General features: G+C 57.8%; 14 protein-coding genes. 8 read left to right on the top strand and 6 right to left on the bottom strand.

All coding sequences use genetic code 11. From position 1 onward, the window contains the following. Positions 1 to 196: 196 nt before the first annotated feature. Complete coding sequence (gene gyrA, locus HDF10_RS12265; RefSeq protein ID WP_183813819.1) at positions 197 to 3100, bottom strand: DNA gyrase subunit A; 2904 nt, start codon at positions 3098 to 3100, stop codon at positions 197 to 199. A gap of 700 nt (positions 3101 to 3800) precedes the next feature. Here gyrA and HDF10_RS12260 point away from each other — a divergent pair. The 3 genes from HDF10_RS12260 (at position 3801) to HDF10_RS12250 (ending at position 11323) form a co-directional block, all read left to right on the top strand. After that, a complete protein-coding gene (locus tag HDF10_RS12260) occupies positions 3801 to 6449 on the top strand; it encodes a TonB-dependent siderophore receptor (RefSeq protein WP_183813817.1) in 2649 nt (882 codons plus the stop codon). A gap of 69 nt (positions 6450 to 6518) precedes the next feature. Next, the gene (locus HDF10_RS12255; protein ID WP_183813815.1) at positions 6519 to 7199 is read left to right on the top strand and encodes a Fe2+-dependent dioxygenase; all 681 of its coding nucleotides are present in this window, start codon (positions 6519 to 6521) and stop codon (positions 7197 to 7199) included. 530 nt (positions 7200 to 7729) lie between these two features. Then, complete coding sequence (locus tag HDF10_RS12250; RefSeq protein ID WP_183813813.1) at positions 7730 to 11323, top strand: TonB-dependent receptor; 3594 nt, start codon at positions 7730 to 7732, stop codon at positions 11321 to 11323. A 372-nt stretch (positions 11324 to 11695) separates the two neighbouring features. Here the strand turns inward: HDF10_RS12250 and HDF10_RS12245 are convergent, their stop codons facing one another. The 3 genes from HDF10_RS12245 to HDF10_RS12235 all read right to left on the bottom strand — a co-directional run bounded on the left by HDF10_RS12245 (position 11696) and on the right by HDF10_RS12235 (position 16030). Next, a complete protein-coding gene (locus tag HDF10_RS12245) occupies positions 11696 to 12022 on the bottom strand; it encodes a hypothetical protein (protein WP_183813811.1) in 327 nt (108 codons plus the stop codon). 264 nt (positions 12023 to 12286) lie between these two features. Next, positions 12287 to 15295 (bottom strand): PAS domain-containing sensor histidine kinase, encoded by a 3009-nt coding sequence (locus HDF10_RS12240; RefSeq protein ID WP_183813809.1) that lies wholly within the window; start codon positions 15293 to 15295, stop codon positions 12287 to 12289. Positions 15296 to 15319: 24 nt separating this feature from the next. Continuing rightward, positions 15320 to 16030, bottom strand: coding sequence for a YceH family protein (locus HDF10_RS12235; RefSeq protein WP_183813807.1), 711 nt, complete (start codon positions 16028 to 16030; stop codon positions 15320 to 15322). A 72-nt stretch (positions 16031 to 16102) separates the two neighbouring features. Here HDF10_RS12235 and HDF10_RS12230 point away from each other — a divergent pair, with 72 nt between their 5' ends. The 3 genes from HDF10_RS12230 (at position 16103) to HDF10_RS12220 (ending at position 18754) form a co-directional block, all read left to right on the top strand. Beyond that, on the top strand, positions 16103 to 17008 hold the full coding sequence (locus HDF10_RS12230; RefSeq protein WP_183813806.1) for an ornithine cyclodeaminase family protein: 906 nt from the start codon (positions 16103 to 16105) through the stop codon (positions 17006 to 17008). 197 nt (positions 17009 to 17205) lie between these two features. Further along, on the top strand, positions 17206 to 17970 hold the full coding sequence (locus HDF10_RS12225) for a YcbK family protein (protein ID WP_260177857.1): 765 nt from the start codon (positions 17206 to 17208) through the stop codon (positions 17968 to 17970). A gap of 223 nt (positions 17971 to 18193) precedes the next feature. After that, the gene (locus HDF10_RS12220; RefSeq protein WP_183813804.1) at positions 18194 to 18754 is read left to right on the top strand and encodes a hypothetical protein; all 561 of its coding nucleotides are present in this window, start codon (positions 18194 to 18196) and stop codon (positions 18752 to 18754) included. A 445-nt stretch (positions 18755 to 19199) separates the two neighbouring features. Here the strand turns inward: HDF10_RS12220 and HDF10_RS12215 are convergent, their stop codons facing one another. Both HDF10_RS12215 and HDF10_RS12210 read right to left on the bottom strand, forming a co-directional pair. Further along, entirely contained in the window at positions 19200 to 21290 is a 2091-nt protein-coding gene (locus tag HDF10_RS12215) for a radical SAM protein (RefSeq protein ID WP_183813802.1), read from the bottom strand. 301 nt (positions 21291 to 21591) lie between these two features. Next, positions 21592 to 22521, bottom strand: a complete 930-nt coding sequence (locus HDF10_RS12210) for a hypothetical protein (RefSeq protein WP_183813800.1) — start codon at positions 22519 to 22521, stop codon at positions 21592 to 21594. Between the two features lie 303 nt (positions 22522 to 22824). Between HDF10_RS12210 and HDF10_RS12205 the strand changes: the two genes are divergently transcribed. Both HDF10_RS12205 and HDF10_RS12200 read left to right on the top strand, forming a co-directional pair. Then, positions 22825 to 23076 carry a hypothetical protein gene (locus HDF10_RS12205; RefSeq protein WP_183813798.1) on the top strand — a complete coding sequence of 84 codons (252 nt, stop codon included), beginning with the start codon at positions 22825 to 22827 and terminating at the stop codon, positions 23074 to 23076. Then, on the top strand, positions 23073 to 23858 hold the full coding sequence (locus HDF10_RS12200; RefSeq protein ID WP_311732747.1) for a septal ring lytic transglycosylase RlpA family protein: 786 nt from the start codon (positions 23073 to 23075) through the stop codon (positions 23856 to 23858). The genes HDF10_RS12205 and HDF10_RS12200 overlap by 4 nt, the downstream gene beginning before the upstream one ends. The last annotated feature ends 3 nt before the right edge of the window (positions 23859 to 23861 follow it).

The following is a 23861-nucleotide window of genomic DNA, read 5'->3' as shown; positions in this document are numbered from 1 at the left end:
GCTATATTCCCAAAACGGGACACCCTCAAAATAAATCCGGAAACCGTGGCGCATTTTTCGAGCCCCAAAAAGTGACTGCTAAAACACCACGTCCACCACGCAATCCACCACGATCACACCACCAAAACACCACGTAGAAACGCCCGTTTTTGCCAAAAACCCCAGCAAAAACGGGCGTCACCACGTCAGAAAAAAATTACTGCAACAAAGTGCCTTCTTCAGGCTGTGTCTTCGCCTCTTCGGGAGGAATGACGACAGCGGCGGCCACCTTGTCCTGATCCTCCAGGTCCAGCAGCTTCACCCCCTGCGTACTACGCCCAGCCGCTCTAACACTCTTCGTATCAATGCGAATGATCTTCCCAAACTGGCTGATCACCATCATCTCCGTCGTGTCATCCACCAGCTGAATGCTCGTAACCTTGCCAATCTTAGGAGTTGTCTTCATATTGATAACCCCTTTACCACCACGCGATTGCAGGCGATATTGATCAACATCGGTCCGTTTCCCGAACCCGTTCTCACTCACCGTAAGCACCAGGCAAGGCGTCAAACCCAGCTGTTTATCCAGCTTTTCGAGCTTCGCCGCAACCTCAGCCGAAGCCACCGGCGCCGCAAGTTCCCCAGGCTCAGCAAGTTCCAGCGGCTGCGCCTCAGACGACTCCGTAGCCTCGTCAATCGCCGCCTCCACCTGGTCCGTAAGCCCTTTCTGAGCAGCACGTTCCAGCCGTTGCTTGTTGCGCGCCTCGTTCGAAGGCGTCACCGCCGCCCCAATCACATAGTCGCCCTTCTTCAACGTAATCCCGCGATTGCCCGTAGCCGGCCGCCCCATCGGGCGTAAGTCCTGCTCATTGAAGCGGATAGCCATACCATCATGCGTCGCGATAAAGATCACCTGCTGCCCATCCGTGATCCGCGCAATGATCAGCTCATCATCCTTCTCAATATTGATAGCGATAATTCCACGCGCCATCACATTCGAAAAGTCCTTCAGCGCCGTCTTCTTCACCGTTCCATTGCGCGTCGCAAATAAGATGTACTTGCTCTCTTCCTCAAGATCCTTCACCGGAAGAATCGTAACCACCTTCTCCCCAGGCTGCAGCGCCACCAGCGAAGCCATCGCCTTGCCTTTGCCGGCCGCGCCAACATCGGGAACCTCATACACTTTCAGCCAGTAAACACGGCCTGTATTGGTGAAGCAAAGCAGATACGCATGGGTCGAATCGATGATGAGCTGCGCGACAAAGTCCTCTTCGCGAGTCTTCATACCAAGCCGCCCAGTGCCGCCGCGACGCTGCTGCCGGTAGATAGAGATAGGCGTGCGCTTTAGATATCCAGTATTCGAAACCGTAACCGCGACCTGCTCATCAGTAATAAGGTCTTCGAGCTGCAGTTCAGCGGTCTCATCGATAATCTGCGTACGTCGAGCATCGCCATACTTATCGCGGATCTCGGTAAGCTCCTTGACGATCACCTTGCGCAACTTCGCCGGCGAAGCCAGAATCGATTCAAACTCCGTGATGTTATCGCGAACCTCAGCAAGCTCCTTCAGCAGCTCATCGATAGAGAGTTGCGTAAGACGATAGAGCTGCAGTTCGAGGATCGCGTCGATCTGCTTGTAAGAAAGAATCAGCGTCCCGGTAGTGCTGAACGTCATATCGACGCCGTACTTCGCAGGGTCGAGCGTAACGCCGCGCAGCTCCGTACCACGCAGGTTGATCCGCTTATTCGAGAAGTAAGAGAACAGGTTCTCGCGAGCATCGGCGCGGCTCGAAGACTGACGAATAATCTTGATAACGTTGTCCAGATGGTCGAGCGCAATCTGGTAGCCAAGCAGAATATGTTCACGGTCGCGCGCCTTCGCAAGCAAGAACGCAGTCCGGCGACGCACCACCTCCGTCCGGTGATCGAGGAACGCCCGGATAGCCTGATCGAGCGGAAGCTCCTTCGGCTGGCCATTGTGCACAGCCAGAAAGATCATCGAGAACGACTCCTGCATCTGCGTGTGTTTGTGCAGCTGATTCAGCACGATCTGGCTCTCGGCTCCACGCTTCAGCCCGATGACGATCCGCATGCCATCACGGTCGGACTCATCACGAAACTCATCGCGTGCAATGTCGGTGATGACGCCCTCATTGACCAACTCAGCGATGCGCTCGATAAGTTTCGACTTGTTGACTTGGTAAGGAATCTCCGTGACGATGATCGCCTGACGCCCACCGGAGATGTTTTCAATGCTGCACTTGGCACGCATCATGAAGCGGCCGCGTCCAGTTCGATAAGCCTGCGGAATATTGGTCTTGCCGAAGAGATAGCCGCCAGTCGGAAAGTCAGGTCCGAGGACATGCTCGAGCACCAGATCCAGATCAGGCCGATGATCCTGAGGAGACTTCTGCAGCAGCGAGATGCAGGCGTTCACAATCTCAGTCAGATTGTGCGGCGGAATGTTCGTCGCCATACCGACGGCGATGCCAGAGCTGCCGTTGACGATAAGATTCGGAACCCGAGCCGGAAGCACGGTAGGCTCAAGTGACGACTCATCGTAGTTAGGAGAGAAGTCGACGGTGTCGTAGTCGATGTCCGCGAGCATCTCACCGGCGAGGCGGGTGAGCCGCGACTCTGTGTAACGCATCGCTGCGGCGGAGTCGCCATCGACGGAGCCGAAGTTCCCTTGACCATCTACTAAGAGATATCGGAGAGAAAATGGCTGAGCCAGTCGAACCATGGTGTCGTATATAGCAGAGTCGCCGTGGGGATGATAGTTACCCATCACGTGACCGACGACCTTGGCGGACTTGGTGTACTTCTTGTTGAACTGAAGGCCCATCTCCTGCATGCCGTAGAGGATGCGCCGGTGAACAGGCTTCAAGCCGTCGCGGACGTCCGGCAACGCGCGCCCGATGATGACCGACATGGAGTAGTCGAGGTACGACCTCCGCATCTCCTCTTCAATATTGATGGAGAGCATAAACGCCGCGCCGCGGCCCTGAACGGTCGAGCCGTCCGGAGGAGATCCGGCGGGGGGAGGGTTGTTGGAGTTCGCGTCCTGCGGGGAGGGTGCGTTGGGATTCTTCGGGTCTTGCGGAAACAAATCGTCAGCCATGTGTATTCCTATGATAAATGCTTGATTTGGTGGGGTAAAGCCGCCTGAACGTGCGGTTTCTCCGAAGCCAGAATGTGGTGCAGAAAAGGCGGGACTTAGGGGAATCCGAGGTCGGAAACAAGGTTCCGAAGGATAAAAAGGGCAGCTCCTTAGAGGAGCTTCCCACAATATAGATAGCGATTTTTCGCGAACTAGCGACTCAGCATTAAGCAGCCAAAAGTAGCCAACGGGGCTCCAGAGGACAATTAAACGAACTAAGACTAAATTTGTCGCCTATTCACTTGATCTCGGACTCATCACGTCGTATATTCAAGTCATCGCAGTTCAGCACTGGATTCAGGAGCTTGATTGGGAGTTGGAGTGTTTAGCCAGATCCCCGCGGATTATCTCTTGGCGGAGACCGCGAGGACCTAGAAGCTACAGCCGAGTGACTGCAGGTTCTCTGTATTATAAGGTTCGATCTGCGAATCGTTCTACTTCGGCTCGAAACTCCATGACATATCAGTAGGCCCCTCAAAGATTTCTCCGGAGATCACGTCATCGCGGGGATTTTTTCGAGGGTTAGCGGTCGACGATGAGGTGCGCCCGTTTGTCGCCCTCAGCCTTCGATCTGACAGAGAGACGTGAAGACCGACGCTGTTCTCAACTAAAGAGAACGCGATCGCCCTCACCGAGCACGGAGCTTAAACGGAGATACGAAATGAAGCAGTCGACGCGTAAGACGACATCAGGGAAGAAGAAGAGCCGGGCACGAATTGGCGGGAGCCGCGGATGGATCGCGGCAGGAACGCTGGCGGCTTATGCGGCGATGGGTGGCTCCAAGACGGCGATAGCCTCAGTCGAGAAGACAGATCCGGCGGTCAGTGGCGCGGTGGACGCTTCATTGCCGCTGAAGAAGTTTGATATTCCGGCAGGCCCGCTCGATGCGGCAGTCAAAGCATTTGAGAGAGTAACCGGCCTCACCGTGAAGATTGTGCTGCCCTCAGGAACTGTGGCAGGGTTCAACTCGCAGGGAGTGGTGGGACTCTATCGCGAAGACGAGGCGCTGCGCCTGTTGCTCGAAGGAACTGGCCTGAACTACCGCGTGGAAGATGCTACGACGATGCTCGTAGGAGTGCAGGCAAAGGATACTATATCTGTAACTGATTCAGTCACGAACTCGGTCTCACTGTCGAAGCTCACCGAGCCGCTGATCGATACTCCACAGAGTGTCAATGTGGTTCCGCAGTTTGTCCTGAAGGATGAGGGCGTCTCCACTCTGCGCGACGCCCTGCGCAACGTACCAGGCATCAGTCTGGCGGCAGGCGAGGCAGGCGCACAGGGAGACAACCTGACTATCCGCGGCTTCACCGCACGCAACGATATCTTTCTCGACGGCATCCGTGACTTCGGTAGCTACTACCGAGACTCCTTCAACTACGAGCAGGTCGAGGCGCTGGAAGGGCCTGCAGGCATCCAGTTTGGACGCGGTTCAACCGGTGGCGTCATCAACCAGGAGAGCAAGGTTCCTGTAGTGCAGCAGTTCGTAAACGTGCAGACGCAGTTCGGCACCGATAAGACTCGCAGGATCACGGCGGACATTAACGAACCGGAGCTTGATGTGCTGGGTGGCACGGGCTATCGCGTCAACCTCATGGGGCAGGAGGGTGGAGTCGCCGGGCGAGACTACGCAGAGATACGCAGGTTCGGCATCGCGCCCTCAGTCTCCATTGGACTCAACACAAAGACCCGCGCGACCCTGAGCTACCTGCACATGACCGAGAGCGACACGCCGGACTACGGGCTGCCGTGGTTCAACAACGCAGTCGCACCTGGGTCCATTCGGCACAGCTACTACGGCTTCCCCGATGAAAACTACCTCAAGACGAACGACGATATTCTGACGTTCAAAGCCGAGCACGAATTTTCCCCGAACCTGAATCTGCATACCATCGCACGTGCCGCAAACTATCCCCGGCAGGCGCAGATTACAGAACCGCAGATCTGTTCCAACCCTCCGGCCAGCGTGCCCGTTGGTGGATTCGTGTCGTCCTTGCCCACCTCTGCCGTGAACACAGCTCTGCCGTGTGCCTACACCGCCGCAAGCGATCCGAGCAAGATCATCGTCAACCGAAATCAGATCCAGGTCAAAAGCGTCGAAGGAGACCTGTGGGACCAGACCGAGATCACCGCGCGCTTTAAAACCTTCGGCGTAAAGCATGCCCTGGTAGCTGGAGTGGAAGGCGGACAGGAGATCTCAAATCCCATCAGAACCAGCTACACCATCAACAAGATCAACACCGTGCCCACAGCGACCCTGATCGATCCAAATGCCAGTCAGCCCTTCGGCGGTAACGGTTACATCAGCTCGATCGTGCATACAAAAGCAAAAAGTGTTGGACTCTACTTCGTCGACACAATCAAGCTGGGTCGCCTGTTTGAAGCAAGCGGCGGCGTCAGATGGGATAGGTTCGATACTGGTTACAATTTGTACCAACCCACTCCTCCCGCAGGGGGAACCGTAACTGCGCCAGTCGCGCCGATCAGCCGTATCGATGAGCAGCCAAGCTACCGCGCAGCCTTCGTCTACAAGCCGTCGAGCCGCGGAAGCGTCTACTTCGACTACGGCACCAGCTTCAACCCCGCGGCCGAATCGCTGAGCCTGAGCATCGGCCTCGCCAACAGCTCAGCAGCCCCTGAGGAAAATGAAACCTACGAGGTCGGCGCCAAGTGGAGCTTCCTCAACGAGCGACTCCTCGCCGAAGGCTCCTGGTTCAGAACCGAGAAGGACAACGCCCGCGAGACCGACCCCACAAACTCCAACAACATCGTGGCAGCCGGAAACCAGCTCGTGAAGGGTGTGCAGTTTTCTCTGGTCGGAAGGCTGCCCGAGGGAATGGATATCGTCGCAGGATATGCCTATCTTGATAGCGAAGTCATCTTCTCAAAGTTCTTTCCAACCTCCGTCGGATTCCCCCTGGCCAACGTACCGAAGCAGACCTTCAATCTCTTCGTGACCCATCGCCTGCCGCTGCGGCTGAACGTCGGTGTAGGCGGAAACTACGTTGCCAGCCGCACCGCCAGCTCCACGGTCCCCTTTGTCCCGACTGCCTACTCCGGCCCCATCAGTTATCTCACTCCAAGCGGCGCCCCCGCCGTTCACTACCAGGTACTCGCAACCGAGATGAAGCAGGTCCCCGGCTACTGGATCTTCAACGCAATGGTGCGACGCCCCTTGACCGATCGCCTCGAGCTGCAGGCCAACGTCAACAATCTCCTCAATCGCTACTACATCGATCTGCCCCATCCCAGCCATCTGATTCCAGGCGCCGGAGCCAACGCGCAGATCGGAATCAACTTCAAGTTCTAAGCTGGAAGAGAAGCGCCCAAGCAGGCCGAGACCGCACGGCCTGCTTTGTACTGCCGAAGGAGCAACACCATGCTGATTACGATTCCCGACGTGTTGAGCGCAACCGAAGTAAAGCAGGCCAAAGTGGCGCTCGACGCAGCCGAGTGGGTCGACGGCAAAGTCACAGCCGGCTACCAGGCCCAGAGCGTCAAGGAGAACCTCCAACTCCCCGAGGGCCATCTCGTAACCGTCAAGTTAGGCGAGATGGTTCTCGCAGCCCTGGCCCGGTCACCGCTCTTCATGTCGGCAGCTCTCCCCCTGCGAGTCTTTCCCCCGATGTTCAACCGCTACACCGGCGGCGGCCACTTCGGCACCCACGTCGACACCGCGATTCGCGCCAACGCCTCCACCGGCCAGCGCATCAGGACCGACATCTCCGCCACGCTCTTTCTGTCCGCCCCGGAGGAGTATGAAGGCGGCGACCTCTCCGTCGAAGACACCTACGGCGTTCACTCCGTAAAGCTCCCCGCCGGACACTTGGTGCTCTATCCCGCCACCAGCCTGCACCACGTCACCCCCGTCACCCGAGGCGCCCGCGTAGCCTCCTTCTTCTGGGTGCAGAGCATGATTCGCAGCGACGCCGACCGAACCCTCCTCTACGATCTCGACACAGCCATCCAGCGTCTGGCGCTCGAGACCCCCGGCAACCCCACAGCCGTACAACTGACCGGTGTCTACCATAATCTCTTGCGCCGCTGGGCCGAGATGTAGATTCCGCCCCGACATTCTCTATCTATAGAGAAGAGAATGAAGACGTTGCATGGGCTCGTCGCAAAGAAGATCAGAGCCTAACCCCGGATCGCGGATCAAGCGGACGGTCAACGCGGCGCGTCAAGTGCCCTGGAAGTAGGTCAAGTGCACTTGAAGTAGGTCAAGCTGGGATCTCTTTTGGACAATTCAACTGATTTGAACGCTTTTTGACTTCATTTAAATAAAATTCAGGGTTTACCGAAACTTATCTATCAGGCAAGTGTATAAGGCCCACTCAATCTGCCGTGGGAACAGTGATTTATGCCAATACAGTTTTCGGGAGATAAAATCTCTTATTCCATCAATTAGGTAGATGCAAGAGTAGATCTTCCTATTCCCAGCCGGGGAAAACCCCTTGGTTATAGAGAAAATTTCATCAGAAAAGAATTTACCTCGCAATGGCCCTAAAGATGCATGCACATTGGAACCGGCAGACTGAATCAATCCCCGACGCTAGGAATGTTCCGTCCCGAACCCAGGAGTGCTGAAAGATGAAAAAGCTTTTTACGCTGTTTATGTTGCTGTTCGCCACTGCGATGCTGAGCTACGGCCAGGCCACCTCGGTCAACGGCGGATCGATCCAAGGAACGATCACGGACCCCTCAGGCGCGGTAGTGCCAAATGCGACCCTAGTGATTCTAGGTACAGATACAGGGTCCACCAAAACGGTTACTACTGATAGCGCGGGATACTATAGCGTCGGCCCTCTTAATCCCGGGCCCTACTCGGTGACCATCTCTGGCCCGGGCTTCGAAAAGCTCGCCGTCAAGACCGTGGTTCGTACTGGTACTGCGACACCGGGAAGCTTCAAGCTTACCCTTGGATCCTCAGCAGAAACCGTCGAGGTTAGCGCCGGCGCTCTTCAGGTAAACACTGAGCAGGCTGGAGTCAGCGACGTTATCACCAAAGACCAGATCGATTCTCTGCCTGTGAATGGCCGTAACTTCCTCGATCTGGCTCAGATTGAGCCTGGTGTCATCCTTCAGAGCGGAGAGTCGTTCGACCCGACGAAGGCGGGCTACTCTGCTATTTCGACCAGCGGTGTTTCAGGCCGTACAACCCGCATCCTCCTGGACGGGCAGGACATCACCGACGAAACGGTGGGCACCACTATTTTCAACGTATCGCAGGGCGCCATCGGAGACTTTCAGCTCAACCGCTCCACACAGGACGTTTCGGGCGACGTAACTTCGACTGGCCAGGTACTGGTCTCAACCAACTCCGGAACCAACAGCTTCCATGGCCAGGCATTCTATCAGTTCCAGGATCACAGCGCGCTCTTTGCAAGAACTGCGAGCGGCATAGACGTGCCGTTCCAGCGGAACCAGTATGGCGGCAGCATCGGCGGCCCGATTATCAAGGATAAACTCTTCTTCTTTGGCAATGCAGAGCGCGTCAAGCAGGACTCCTCCAACGCAATCGTCTTGGGCCCTCTATTTCGGGCCATCCAGGACTCTCACCCCTCTCTCCCCTCCCCCTACCGCCAGACCTACTCCACTGTCCGGTTGGACTACAACGGCCCCTTCGGCGGACATTTCTATGTTCGTGCAAACTATAACGTAGACCGTTCGAGCTCAAACTTCGGTGCCGGGTACGAGTTGTACAACAACCGCGACAACACCCCTGGATTAGCAGGTGGTGCCGACTTCTCCACCGGTCGCTTCACCCACTCCTTCCGCGGTAGCTACGAGAAGTTCCATAATCTGCTGGGCGATGACACCGCAGGCAACACTAGCGTGTATAACGGCATTCCAGGAATCAACTTCCGGTATGCTGCCCAAAACCTGTTCTCTGGCCCGAATGTGGATGCTCCGCAGAACACCTATCAATCCGACAAGCAGTTTCGCTATGACGGAAGCTGGACCCACGGGACACACAATATTCGTTATGGCTACAGCATCAACCGGATCCTCGGCGGCGGCTTCGCTAACTTCTTCGGTCTTGCGCCGCGTGTCACAATCACCGCTGCAAAAGAACTTGCAAGCTGTGCAGACGGTACCCCAGGGCAATGCCCGCACGACCCGATCAACGGTTATGGCTTCACCACCGCTCGTCTCGGCAACGGTCAAGGCTTCTCCACAGAAAAACCTGGATTCAACCTGCCTGGAGGCGGCCTCGAAGACTGGCGTGAAGCTGCCTATGTGTCCGACAACTGGAAGGTCGCTCCCAGTTTCACTCTGACGGCCGGCGTCCGGTGGAGCGTTGACACCGATCGCGCGAACCAGGACCTGCCGACTCCGCCCTGCTCCGATGTGGCCGCAGCAATCGCTCCATGCTCGGGCAGCGCCCCCCTGCTCGACCAGTTTCAGCCCGGACTTGGGAAGAGAACTCACCAGCCCTACGCAAACTTCGCTCCTCAAATCGGCTTCACCTACAGCCCTGGGAATCACACGACGGTGATTCGCGCTGGCTTCGGTATCTTCTACGAAAGCAGCGTCTTCAACAACACCATCAACGCTCGCGGCAATCTGATCAAAGCTGGTTTGTTCAATAACACCCCTGTCATCTGCGGTGGAACCAATACCCTTCTCCTTCCTGATGGGTCTTCACTCACCTCCGATCCCGTGGATGGCACTCCCTTCTCAACCTTCTGTGGACAGTCTGTAGGCCAGGCGGCTCCGCATATTCGGAACGTTCAGGCGGCCTATCAGGCCTCCACGTTAAAGGCAGGCGCCGCCTCTAACGGATCTTACGTTGGAAACTCTCTTCAAATCACGCAAGCGTACGGTGGACCCTACAAAACGCCTTACTCGGAACAGTGGAACTTCGGCATCCAGCGCGAGGTCCGCAAGGGCAGTATCGTGAGCGTCGATTATGTTCATAATTCCACGCTGAAGGTGGGGCAGATTATTGATGTGAATCACGTCGGTGCTGCTCGCACTTTGAACGTTGCTGCTGCCACGAATGCTATTCAGGCGACAGCAGCTTCATTCGGGTGCAGCTCCGTAAGCCTTTCCGCATCCATTACCTGTGCAATCGCGGCTGGCGCTACGATCGCCGACTTTTCAGGGAACGGGCTTGACTCAGGAAACGTGACGTTCGGTGGAGGTCCTGCCATTGCAAATGGCGGTACCGTTGCGACCGGTGCTGCGTTTCCGGGCATCAATCCAAACGTCGGCAACGGCCTCGTCATACTTCCGATTGGGCGTTCCGGGTACGATGCTCTGCAGGTTCTGCTCCGGCAGCAGAAGTCTCACCCCGCCCCGGGGATCGTCAGTTCGAATGTGCAACTCGCCTACTCTCTCTCGAGGATCGTTTCGTCAGGCAACACCGCCGCGGGAGCCGCCACCTCTGGCGACCAGTTCTTCCAGTCTCTTTCCTACGACTACGATAATCCCCTCCAGTACATAGGTCGCAACGGCTTGGACCACACCCATGAGATTTCGTTTGGTGGATCGGCGACCTTTAAATATGGGCCCCAAGTAGGCATCATCGGGCACTTCTTCTCGCCCGCTGCTGTAACCCTGACTCTAGACCCCGGCGGCACCACCGGTGGTCCAGCCGCCGGCATCTTCCAGACCGACGTAACCGGCGACGGGACCATCGGAGACTTGATTCCAGGCACAAACCCCGGATACTACATGCATGAATACAAGGGGAACAACCTCAGCAAGCTGATAAATCAGTACAACAGCCAGAATGCCGGCCAGATAACTCCGGCAGGTCAGGCGCTGATCAGCGCTGGTCTCTTCAGCCAGGCGCAGTTGTCTGCGCTTCAAGCAGTACAGCAGCCAATCGCACAGCTTCCTCAATCAGCCGCGTTACAGAATCCCTGGTTCCGCACCTTGGATGTCAACGTCGGGTATCCAGTACGTCTAAACCGGGTCCGCGAAGGATTGTCTCTGGTGCCATCCATCGCATTCTATAATGTCGGCAACTTCTCTAACTTCACGGATTACGTGAACGGTGGTCTTGCCAATACAACAACCGCCGGTGGACCCACCGCCACTGCCTCACAGAGTGGCTTGCTGAACGGCCCGAACGGCTTCTCGGATCACGCTCCGCAGCGTGTTCAGCGCGGATCGGGTACGAGCGATATCGGCGGACCTCGGTCTACAGAGTTCCAGCTCAAGCTCAACTTCTAACCGCTCACAGCAGTCCAACGAAAAGGGTGGAGACCTATGGTCTCCACCCTTTTTCCTTGTCATTCAACCCACCAACCGTGGGTTCTTCCCTGACGAAACCCAGTGAAACAAGCAGCTTCAAATCCTCCTCAACGGATCGCCAGATGGCCGTTGTCAGGACAAATGTGCAGCTCAACTTCCCGGCAGGGACCATCCGCGGAAAGCCGATCAAAAATAAAGTCGAAACTCGCGGCGTATTTTTCCGCGCCGTGCGAAAGACTGCTTTTTCACCACGTTTACCACGCATCACACCACGTTTACACCAGCAAAAAACCACGTCTACGAACCATGTTTTTCCAAAACACCCCTCAAAATACCAGTAAAAATGCGAAACTACGGCTCAACCATGATCCGCATTTTTTTTGCAAGTTGAACCTTCTCGTACCAGATCGGCCCTTCGTAGTACAGGAGCTCTGGACGCTGTGTATTCCAGTAGCCCGGGACGCGAAGAGTGGCCGCGTTGGCGAAGTTGTAGTCCTGCGGATGGCCATTTTGGATCGAAGGGGGCATCCATGAAGAAGTCATCTTTGCGAAGCTCCTGATGAGGGTGTAGATGCTTGTCGAATACTGGTCGACAATAGTGCGCCAGTCGCCATTCAGAGAAGTGGAGGGGCGATGGTCGAAGTCGACGAGAAGGATAGTGTTCGCCTTGTGACCCATCTGGCAAAGGCCGTCGTAGTGGATCCGACGGCGAGAAGGATGACGGTCAGGATGTTGCGGGTTGCGGACTTCTGCATGAGGATGTTCTCCGGTCGTGATGCGGCAGTTCGCGCGGGTGTGCGCAGAAAAGAGCTACCGAGCCATAATACTTCGGTCTTGAACAATTGCTCGATGAGAAGGATTTATACGGGAAGATGTGGATACCCTCAAGCGGTCAGAAGGGCGATGGTCACTGAGGAAATCGGCGGGGCTGGCTGCGATCGGCTAAGCTGAGTTGGGCGCATCAACCTCTGCCCACGGAAGAAACAGAGAGAAGATGGTACCGTGGTTGATCGGATGCTCACTGCTGCGATAAGTGAGTCTGCCCTGATGGCGAGTGACGATGCCAGCGGAGATCCAGAGGCCGAGGCCTGTGCCGTTGAGGTCCTTGGTGGTGTAGAAGGGCTCGAAGAGACGAGCCTTTACGGCCTGCGACATGCCGTGGCCGGTGTCGGCGATCGTGATGCGAATGCCGTGCCGCGGCTGCGCGCAGTTCGGAGAAAAGTCGGTAGCGTCATGGGCGCGGACGATGAGACGGCCGCCGTTGGCGCGCATGGCGTCGATGGCATTTGCGATCAGGTTGTTGAGGACCTGTCGGATGTCGTTTTCAAAGCAGAGTATCGTAGTGCTCGTCACGTAAGTGGCCTCTACCTTGATGTGCGAGTTGGCGAGCCGACCCTGATAGAGATTGAGGACGGCGTCGACGAGATCCGCAGCGTTGACCTGTGTGGCGCGCACGGCCTGACGATGGAAGCGGAGCGTTTGCGTGGCGATCTGACAGACGCGGGAGAGTTCGCCCTGCGCGGTGTGGAGATACTCGCGTGTGTTTTCGGGCAGATCGGCAGAGAGGTCGATGAGGTAGAGCAGGTTGGTAATGGCCTCGAGCGGATTGTTGATCTCGTGAGAGATGGAGCTGGCCAGGCGACCCACTGCGGCCAGTTTTTCGCTCTGAATGAGAGCAGCCTCGGCTTTTTTCTGAAGAGTGACCTCGAGGACGACAGCGGCGATCGCCTCGACCGAACCGTCTGCTGCGAAGACGGGAGAGTAGCTGACGTTGAAGGAACGTTGTTCGTCGGGACGTCCGGGGAGTTCGCCGCGCAACACCTGATTGCGGACCGGTCTGCCGGAGGCCGCTGTCTCGAGCAGCTCCTTAAGCCCCGGAAGGGAGACGATGTCGGTGATGACCTGGCCGAGGATCTTCTCTCGCGGCAGACCAATGATCTCTACCTGACGATCGTTGATCCGCAGATAGCGAAGAGTAGCAGCGTCGAAGAGAGCGAGCCCGACGGGGGCAGTCTGGTAGATGGACTCCAGTTCGGAACGCTGACGCTCGGTCTCTTCCTGACGTAGCTGGAGCGTTTCAGCAAACGTCTTGCGGTCGTCGATGTCGATGGCGACACCAAGCCAGTGAAGAATCTCGCCTGAGTCGTCGCGGACAGCCTGAGCACGCAGCCACCACCAGCGAGAAGAGCCGTCTTTAGCGCGGATCAGGCGGGCCTCCAGATCATACTCGGCTCCCGTAGCGACCGAGTGAGTCCAGGCTTGCATGACACGCTGCCGGTCTTCAGAGTGGAAGGTATTGAGCCAATTACGCCCACCGAGTGTCTCGATCGTGAGTCCGATGTAGTCGAGGAATCCCTGGTTGGCGTAGGTAATGCTGCCATCGGGCGCACCCATCCATATGGCTTGCGGGTTCAGATCAGCAAGGACACGGTAACGGGCCTCGCTCGTGACAAGGGCTTCTTCGCTTTTCTTGCGGTCGGTGATGTCAATGGTAAGGCCGCGAAGGCTGACAGGCTTGCTGTCGACAAAGATAATCTGGCCTCGATTTTCGATCCAGAGAACCCGACCATCTGCGGCCTGTATCTGGCACTCCACAACGATCATCTGACCGGTCTCGACGGCTGCCTGCACTGCCGAAGCAATCGTAGGCAGATACCTGGGGAGAAGGAATTTCTTGAAGGCGCGAGCGTCAGGGATGTCGGCAAGAGGATGGCCAAAGACAGGATAAGAACCGGCCCCGTAGGTGGCGATGCCCGTGGCGTAGTCTACCTCCCAGGTCGCGGCGCGAGCGGTTTGCTGGACGGAGGCGAGAAGATCCTGCTGTCGCTTGAGGATCTGATCGGATTGATGGCGAGCCGTAACATCGCGAAAGAAGAGAACCATGCCGTCGTTGTAAGGCCGGCATTGAATCGAGAACCAGATGTTGAATGGTTCCGGATAAAAGGCCTCGAACTCGCCGGGAATGCCGTTATCCATGGCTCGATGGAAGTGATAACGGGTGTCGCTCTTTGGGTGGGCCGCAGTGGGAAATTTCTCCCACAGATTTTTACCCAGGAGCTCGCCCACGGGACTGAGAAGCTGTCTGGCCTGGCGATTGAGAAAGGTGAAGTTCCAATCGCGGTTCAGACTTACGACAGCATCGGTGGTAGTTTCGAGAACCTGACGGAGCTGGCGGGCGGCAGCATTACGAAGCAGCTCTGCACCCTTGCGGTCGGTGATATCGCTGGAGAAGATGATGATGCCATCTTCGAAGGGACGCGCGGAGACTCGGAACCAGATGTCGAGCGGCTCGGGGTAGTAGGCTTCGAACTCTGTGGCGATGCGCCGGTCCATCGTGGTGCGGTAGTGAGAGCGGAAGGGCTCCTTCTGGTTCGACGGGAAGCGCTCCCAAAGATTTTCACCAATCAGTGTGTCGGTCTTGAGAATGTCGAGAGCTGCGCGATTAGCGAAGGTGCAGATCCAGTTGCGATTGATGCAGACGATGGAATCTGGCGATGCGTCGAAGATCTGCTCCAGCTGACGAACCGCCGAGTCGCGAAGGGTCTCGGCGCGTTTGCGGTCGGTGACGTCGTGGTAATAAAGAGCGACGCCCTCGTCGGTGGGGAGGATGTGCACGTTGACCCAGGCGTCGAAGGGAGCGTAGAAGTGCTCGACATGCTGGGCGATGCGAGTCTGCATTACAGTGCGATAGGTGCGTTCTAAAGCCGTGCCGACGGTTTCGGGAAAGAGCTGCCAGTGGGTCTTGGAGTTGATATCGGAGGGCTGGATGCGGCTGACTCGAACGGCTTCGGCGTTAGCGTAGGTGATCACCCAGTTGCGGTCAAAGCAGAGGATCGCCTCCGGCAGCAGTGTTACCAGTCGCGCGAGACTGTCGTGCTCAGCATCGCTCTCCCGCCGGAACTGAGCGCGGCGATTGAGAGTGACAGGCGCTTTGGTGGTCGAGTCAGGCATAGCGGCGCAGGTTGAGGCGAAACTTCATCTTACAGAGGAATCGCCGCCAGACCCAGATGCTTCTGCTGGCCCTTCGAGGCCGGCTTCGAGGTGGTCAATGCGCGACGTCAGAGTTTGAATGGCTGCGTAGAGGTTCGCGACCTCAGCCTCCAGGTGAGTCATCCGTTGAGTGGTCGAGGTGCCGGGTTCCACTCGCTCGGATGGGTAAGCCGTGAGGTCCGGCAATGCTCCAAGCAGATGAGCGTACCGGGCCTCGCGGGAGCCAGGTTGGCGAGGAAGGACCGTCACCAGCGGAACGCCCTTTTCTGGCGTCAATTCGTCCGTCGTCGAACGAGTGGCAAGACGTTCAAGGGTAGACTGAACGGCCGCAAGATCATCAAAGGTGTAGAGGCGGTCGGCGCGGCTGCGAAGCTCGCCAGGTGTCTGAGGACCGCGCAGCATCAGCAGGCAAAGGACGGCAGTCTCGTCGCGACGGAGGTTGAGGACCGTCCGGATACGATGTTCGTACTTGGGGACGCGGGCCTCGTGGACCGGTGTGGTGAGGGCAAGATCTTCGAGGGTATGGAGCGCCTGCCGAACCTCCTCCTCCGTCAGCTCCAGCACGGGCTCGCGGCTGGAGCGCTGGTTACACGCATTGACCAGGGCGTTGAGCGAGAGTGGGTAGTTCTCAGGCGTGGTGATCTCTTTTTCAATCAGAGAGCCGAGGACACGAAGCTGAATTGGGTCGAGCTGCATATCTACTAGGGTGCCACACGCACGGTCGGTCTGGCTCGTTCGATAGTGGAAGACGATCTGTGGAGCGGCCGAGTGTTATCTATCGATGAAGAACAAGTGAAGGCGTCGCTCTCCTATGACGAGCTGATTCCAGCGATGCGGCAGGCGCTGATGGATTTTTCTGCCGGTCGCTTGGTGCAGCCGCTACGAACGGTGATGTCGGTGGCCGCACACGCTGGATGGTTCGCCGTCATGCCGGCCGTCTACGGAGACGTGATGGGGGCGAAGATGGTCACGTTTTACCCAGGCAACGCCGATAGAGGAAAGCACACGCATCAGGCGGTGATTCAACTGTTTCGTGCAGATACGGGCGAGCCGCTGGCCATGATGGACGGGCGGCTGATCACCGAGATGAGGACGGCAGCAGTATCGGCCGTGGCTGTCGACCTGCTCGCGCGGCCAGAGGCGAAGGTGCTGGGCATTCTGGGAAGCGGAGTTCAGGCACGGTCCCATCTGCGGGCCCTGTCGAGGGTTCGAAAGTTTGAAGAGATTCGCGTTTGGAGCCGAACCGAAAGCAACGCAAGAAGGTTCGCCGAGGAGGTTGGGGCACAGGTCACGACGGCGGAGGAGGCCGCATCCGGCGCGGACGTCGTGCTGACGCTGACAAGTTCGCCGGAGCCGGTGCTGTTTGGCCGATGGCTCAAGAAGGATGCGATAGTCTGCGCGGTCGGCGCCGTGACGCCAAATCGCAGGGAGCTCGACGAAGAGGCGATGCAGGGAGCGGTCGTGGTCGAGTCGCGAGAAGCCGCCCTGCGGGAACCCGGGGATATTCTGCTGGCAAAGGCGCAGATAAGTGCTGAGATTGGAGAGCTGCTGCAGGGCAAGGAGTTAGAGAGAAGAGATAGACCTGTGGTATTCAAATCGGTCGGGATTGCTATCGAGGATATAGCTTCGGCGAAACTCGTGTATGACAGCGTGGTTGGAGCTGGCAGAAGCTAATCATTGATAGAGCTATGGTTACGACTTACAGAACGACGGTCTAGGAAGCTTGCAAGCCGATCCAAATATGACACTAAAGTTACAGAAGCAACGTCATCTATTCGGAGATGAGTCCGATAAACTGGAAGAAGGAAATGACGAATCGCGGACCGCAATTGAGGGCAAGCATTCGAACGCTGGGACACGGGAGAGTTTAGATGCGTAGACTGCGCACGAAAGGCTTTGCGGCGGTTGCGGCCACCATGATATTGATCTTTGGGGTGAGCGGTCCGTCGTGGGCTAGGACCGCGCGTACCCGGGTGCATGCCGGTCTGCGCAACACTCTCCATACCTCCTCCAGAACCAAAACGCATCCGGTGACGATCACGGGCGAAGAGGTGGTGCCCGGTGTGATGCCCGATGAGATCTCTTCCGGGGCGGTCTCGGGCGAGTTGCCGGACGACGGCAAGCCCTATCAACTGCGGATGACGAATCTGCACACCGGCGAGAGCCTCGATGTTATCTACCGGATCGGCGACACCTATATTCCAGAGGCGCTCGAGAAGCTGAACTACTTCCTGCGCGATCACTACACCCAGGACGTGGTGCACTACGAGCCGAAGGAGTTCGACGTGCTTCACGCGATGATGTCGCGGCTCGGACGGGTTAGTGGCGTCATTCAAGTCGTCTGCGGGTACAGAACACCGGAGACGAATGAGGCGCTGCGGCACTCGTCGGTAAAGACCGGTGTCGCCGAGCACAGCCAGCACATGGAAGGTCATGCGATCGACCTTCGCGTACCGGGAGTTTCAACGGTACAGCTTCGCAATACCGCACTTTCTCTGCACGCCGGCGGGGTCGGGTACTATCCGGTGTCGCAGTTTGTCCACGTCGATGTGGGTCCGGTGCGCGAGTGGGCCTTTGGCGCAACTCCTCGCAAGCCAGGACGCCGGTATCGTACCGCCAGAGCGACAGGGATGTAGTCTCTGCCTGTAGTTGGTATAGCTGACGCTTCTCACCCGGCTACCAGCGAACACATCGACTAGCCAAACAGTCTTGACACCGCTGCTACAATTGATCCAGGAAGAGTAGAAGGCCCGGCACAAATGCCGGGCCTTCTGTGGTTAACATGGATCATCTGTAAGTCCAAGGTCAAAGTATTTACTTTGAATACTTTGCACGCTTTCGGGTACGGGTGGGGGGAGTATGAAAATACAACTTCGCCGCATGGAGTCTCTGGGGCAACGGCTCAGGGTGAAGCGATGGGGTCTGGCAATGTCGCGCGAGATCGCCGGGGAGATCCTTGCCGACAGATCCGCGGTTCGTTCTTTAGTGCGGGAGCTCTTCGGCGAGGACGTCGAGGTACGCAAGCGCGTCGCCGATGTGGCGCGGCGGATCACAGAGACGGACGGCAGACTGCTGGAGCCTTACGCCGACGAACTCGCAGGCCTGCTTGAGACGCTCCCGTTGGAAGAGTCGCGGACGCGATGGCATCTTGGGTTGGTAGTGCCGAGGGTTGCGCATACTCGTATGCAGCGGCTGAGGGCAGCTCGGACGATGTCGCTGCTGGCAGAGGACGAGAGCAACGTGGTGAGGTGTTCGGCGGTGGAGGGACTTGGACTATTGGCGCTCGAGGAGGCTTCGCTGCGGGATGAGGCGGAGGAGATGTTGGAGCGGTTCTTGCGGGAGGGGACGAAGGCGATGAAGTGCCGTGCGCGAGCGGTGATGCGGCTTTGGGCGAGAAGTGAACGAAAAAAGGATGACTAGAATAGTCATCATGGAGGCGTGAGATGGCAAGTTGGGCAGTGGCGGAGGCGAAGGCAAAGTTCAGTGAGTTGATTGAAACGGCCCGGCGCAGGGTGCGCAGGAGATTACGCGCAACGGCAAACTCGTCGGTGTGCTTGTGTCTCCTGAGGAATGGAAGAAGGCGAAACACACTCCTGCGCAGAACGCCCGAACCATGTCCGCCTTCTTTAAAAACTCGCCGCTGGCGGGCTCCGGTCTTGATCTCCGGCGGTCCCGCAGCAAGGCTCGCAAGGTGGAGCTGTGAAGTATCTTCTCGATACGGATGTGGTGTCGCTGTACACCAAGCTGCCTCCGGACCCTCGTGTTGACGCATAGGTGCAGCGCACCGATGAGGATGTTCATAAGTAGAGGGTTCGTGCCGCAACAGAAAGGCCGCCATTGCTGGCGGCCTTTCTGTTGATTTGAATTAGTCGCCGGAGACGGTCTCTTCTACCTTGGGTGCTGGGGCGGCTTTGATCTCGCCTAGGGAGATGAAGCCAGCGGGAGCGTCGGGTTCCTGGAGGATCTCCTTGCGGTAGAGCTTGGCCATGCGGGCGTTTTCGGCGTCCTGCTTGATCTTCGCATCGCGTGCGCGGATCTTCTCTTCGCGAGAGTTCTTCGCGATGCCGGACTTGTCGAAGGTGTCGTTGGCGGCGGCGTTGACATGCTCGTCGTTGAGGACCAGGTCGTACTTCATCTCGGCTTCGAGACCAACCTTCTTACCGCCGGCGAAGATCTCGTGACGGCCATGCTCCTCGTACCACTTGGTGAGGGTCGAAGTCATGTGCATCTTCTCGATGATGTTGCGCCAGCCCACGCCTGTGTTGTAGGCGCAGAAGCTGATCTCACCCTCTTGTGTGGCGTACGGGATGATGCACTGCTCGGTGCGGCGGAAGTCGTAGTTGAAGAGATCCTGGAACCACATGCCGGCGATGAAGAGGAAGTTCCAGCGGTCGCCGCGGCGCTTCTCGATGTCGGCCATGGTGCGGTCTGCAGTGACCTTGCCATAGCTGCGGCCGGTCGCGCCGAAGCTCTTATCGAACTTCTGCAGCAGGTCCTTGATCTTAAAGTGCGTCGGTGCAGCCTCTGGCTTGTAGTTGCGAAGCAGCGCGAGGGTGACGCCGATGATCGAGAGCCACTTGCCACGGGCTGCGTCGTTGATGCGGGCGACGTCCTTGGCGAGGCGGTCTGCATTGATGAACGCGGTGACCGGCACTGCTTCCTTGGTCTCCTTGTCGATCATCAGCGCCATCGAGATGCCGCAGTTTGGGTGGCAGCCGCAGGAGAGCTGGCCCCAGTCGCGATCCGGTCCGTGAACGAGGTCGGCCCAGTCGGAGAAGGTGGACATGAAGGAGATGGGGAACCAGTCGCGGGTCGGTTCGCCGAGGCCGGTCTGGTTCTTCACATCGTGCGCGAGGTGCGACAGGGTGTAGCGCTGAGCCTGACGGCGTTCGTCCGAGATGTCTTCGTCGCGGCCCGTGAAGCTGACCGGCTGGAAGGAGAGGAAGTTGATCTTCTTCGGGTTGTCGAGCGCGAACTGGATGATGTTGCCGACCTGCTCGTTGTTGATGCCGTTGATGATGGTGGTGACGGGGACGATGTCGACGCCGGCCTCATGCAGATTGTGGATGGCCTGGAGCTTCACATCGAACGCGTTGCCGACTTTGCGGTGCGAGTTGGCAGCGTTGCCGATGCCGTCGAACTGCAGATAGGCGTAGCGGAGACCGGCTTCAGCAGCGGCTTTGGCGAACTCCTTCGACTTGGCGAACTCGATACCGTTAGTCGCGGCCTGTACGGAGGTGTAACCAACCTTGCGGGCATAAGAGACGGCGTCAAGGAAGTACGGGGAGAGCGTGGGCTCGCCGCCGGAGAACTGGACCGACATTTGACGCTTGGGCTTGATGGTGACTGCGTTGTCGAGCATGGTCTTGATCTCGTCCCAGGTGAGTTCGTGGACGAAGCCGACCTGATTGGCGTCCATGAAGCAGGGATCGCACATCATATTGCAGCGGTTTGTGAGGTCGATGGTGAGAACCGAACCGCGGCCGTGGGTGACGGTGGAGGTGCCGTGGTTGTGTAGCTTCTCATCGTTGTGGGCGCGGATGTCGCGGCCGGGGAAGACCTCTTCGAGGTGCTTGAAGAAGGCGGTGTCGATCGACATCAGGTCTTCAAAGTGGCCGTGGATCGGGCAGTCCTTGACCATCAGGATCTCGCCGTCGCGCTCGATAATCTGCGCCTTGATCTCGCCGACCTTCTCGTTGAGCAGGATCTCGTGAGGCAGCTTGCCATCGACGATCTGCTGACGAATCTCCGGGATGCACTTGGGACAGAGGGAGTCAGTGGTGCGGGGCCAGCCGAGGGGCGGCTTCTCTTTCTGATAGCTCTTGAGAAGCGGCTTGTCGCTCCACTTTGGGGTGAAGCTGGCGTTGGGGCTGAACGAGTTCAGTTTGTTGAATACTGCCCAACCTGCTTTGGCTCCATAGGTGAGAGCTTTTTCCGCAATTTTGGCCTTCGGCATTTACTTTGTCTCCTGAGTGTCCGTCTGATGTCTTGTTATCGTCTGGATTGTTACTTGATTTTATCTACTTCGATCCGTTTTCAGGCTGCTGATCTGATGCTGCTTGCCGCCAGAGGTGTGCATCTTGATTCGAGCTATCTGTTGCTTTTCCTGTCAGATGCAGCGGCGATCCTAATGGACTCACCTCTTAACAGTACCCAGTCAACGGGTCATATCGAAGCATGTGGTATCGAACGGCAATAATCTGCATTGAATGGCGACGTGAGGCGGTGGATGGGACCCCAGTTTGGCGATAAATAAATCACTGCAGGTTGACGCCGCTGTTTCCGTTGGCGACGTTGTTCAGGATTCGCTGCACGAAGATGATGCGGACGTGGACGTGGCTGGCCACATCGGGGAGGAACTCGTTGAGCAGATTGTTGGCGGGATCGAGGGCGTATCCGGTGACGATGCGAGTCACGGTAGAGGAGGCGTCATTATGGACGCCGGGCACATACTGATTGGCCAGGACCGCCTCAATCGGATAGCTGAACAGGACGGAGTAGTTGGGCATGGAGCGGCCGTCGTCGTGGCGTGAGATGACGGTGCGGGAGACCGAGTACAGGATTCGCTTCGACAGGGGAGCCTTCGGCATGCGGAAGTAGCGCGGATCCTGATGGAACAGGACAGGGATCGCAAAGGCTCCGAAGAACTGGCCCGTCACGTCCTGCAGGTAGCTGACGCCGACGGATTTGCCGAATCCCTTGAGGCCAGGGCCGTAAGCAGAGTCGGAATCAGCGGCCACGGAGATAGCCGATGTACCAACGATGGTGACGAAGTTGGCGGGGTCGGCGAGCTCGTGAAGGGCGAGATAGCCCTTCTCCTGCCAGGTCATTGGGATGATGATGTTCGTGCCGAGAAACTTTTGATACGGATAGATGAGATTGCTGCAGGGTTTGGGGATCTCGTCGAGACGATTAGGGTTGTAGTAGACGACCTTCATGGCACGAAAGGCGTTGCAGGGTTTGACCCCATCGCCGGTCTGCTGGAAGGAGGTCTGGGCTATGGCGACGACATTGCTCTGAGCGGAATCGACTGCGCCTGGAGCGTCGGGAAGGCCTGGAGCGTCGGGAAGATCGTTTGAGGTCGATTCGGAGGGGGTGGCGAGTGTCTTCGGCGGTGTCGGGACCGGTGCCTGCGGATGTGCTTTCGCAGCAATCAGCAGCAACGTTATCATCAGCAACCAACGCATGCTTACGTGACCCCAATCACTGCGTTCATCCGACCATCCCATGAAAGTAAGATCAGTCAGGCTTCTTAAGGTGAGCAAATTGCGCCCTCCGGCTAAAGAGCAGTGGCTGGTCCATGACGTGAACGACATGATGTGGGCGTTTGCCTATGTATAACGGACGCAGGAGCGTCGGGGCAAGTTGTATTTGCCCGGCCGGCGGAGCAATGCCCGTCGCTACCGGCGTTACCATCCCGGCACTTTGATGCGATGAGCGTTGACGCTTGCGTTTTCCGCGTCATCTAATCAAGAGGTAGAGGTACGCGCATGGCAACCGAAGAGCCGAAACGATCGTGGGAGCAGCCGTTGCGGGATGCGGCGACACATCTCGAAGCAGATCTGAAGAACGTCGTGAAGTACATCAATGACGAGGTGGTGCCGGGCGTGCGCCGCAACAGCTCCGAAGCCCTGCGAACCGCTGCGGCGGAGTTGCACAAGCTTGCCTCGCGAATGGACGATCACGCGAGACGATCCTCTGCTCCTCCCGCGCCACCACCAAAGGACGCGCCGAAGCCGTGACGATAGTCCGGCTTGGCACTGTCGCAGTGCTGTCGGCGTGCGCGCTGGCGATCAGCGGCTGTCATAAAGAGACAACGCGGGCGTACCGGCCACCGCCTCCACCGGCCACGACGACGGCCTCAAGCCACGGCAAAAACTCTCGCTCCCCGCGAAACTCAACCGCAGATGGGACTGCTGCCGAGGCGTCACCCCCGCCTGCTCCGGTCCCGGGCAATCTGGGGAAGCCTGTCTCAAGCGAAGTCGGAATGGCCAGTTGGTACGGGCCTCCCTACGCCGGGCGAAAAGGCGCTGACGGCACCGTCTATGACCAGAACGCGATGACCGCCGCCCACCTCACCCTGCCCATGGGAACGATGGTGCGTGTGACGAACCTGACCAACAACGAATCGGTCGTCGTGAAGATCACGGATCGCGGGCCCTTCGTGCATGGCCGCATCATCGATCTCTCGCTCGCGGCAGCTAAGGCGACCGGGGTCTATCGCGCCGGCGTCGCTAAAGTCAAGGTTGAGGCATTCGCCGCACCGGTTCGCGCCAACGCCGATCCCGGCGGCCGTTGGTGCGTGCAGGTAGGAGCGTTCGCGCGAGAGTCCGACGCCGTGAAGCTGAAAGAAGAGATGATGCGGCGCTACGCCACCGCCAAGGTGATCGAGTTCCCAGGGCCGACAGGGCATTGGGTCAGGATCAGCCCGAAGTTCCCCAACAAGAGCAACGCCACTGAGGTCGCCGACAGCATTCACCCCAAGGATCCTGCCGCCGCACCCTATTTGATTCGAACCGACTAGCCA

Source organism: Tunturiibacter empetritectus, assembly GCF_014201375.1.
Taxonomy (GTDB): domain Bacteria; phylum Acidobacteriota; class Terriglobia; order Terriglobales; family Acidobacteriaceae; genus Edaphobacter; species Edaphobacter lichenicola_D.
This window is presented reverse-complemented; position numbering and strand designations above follow the sequence as displayed.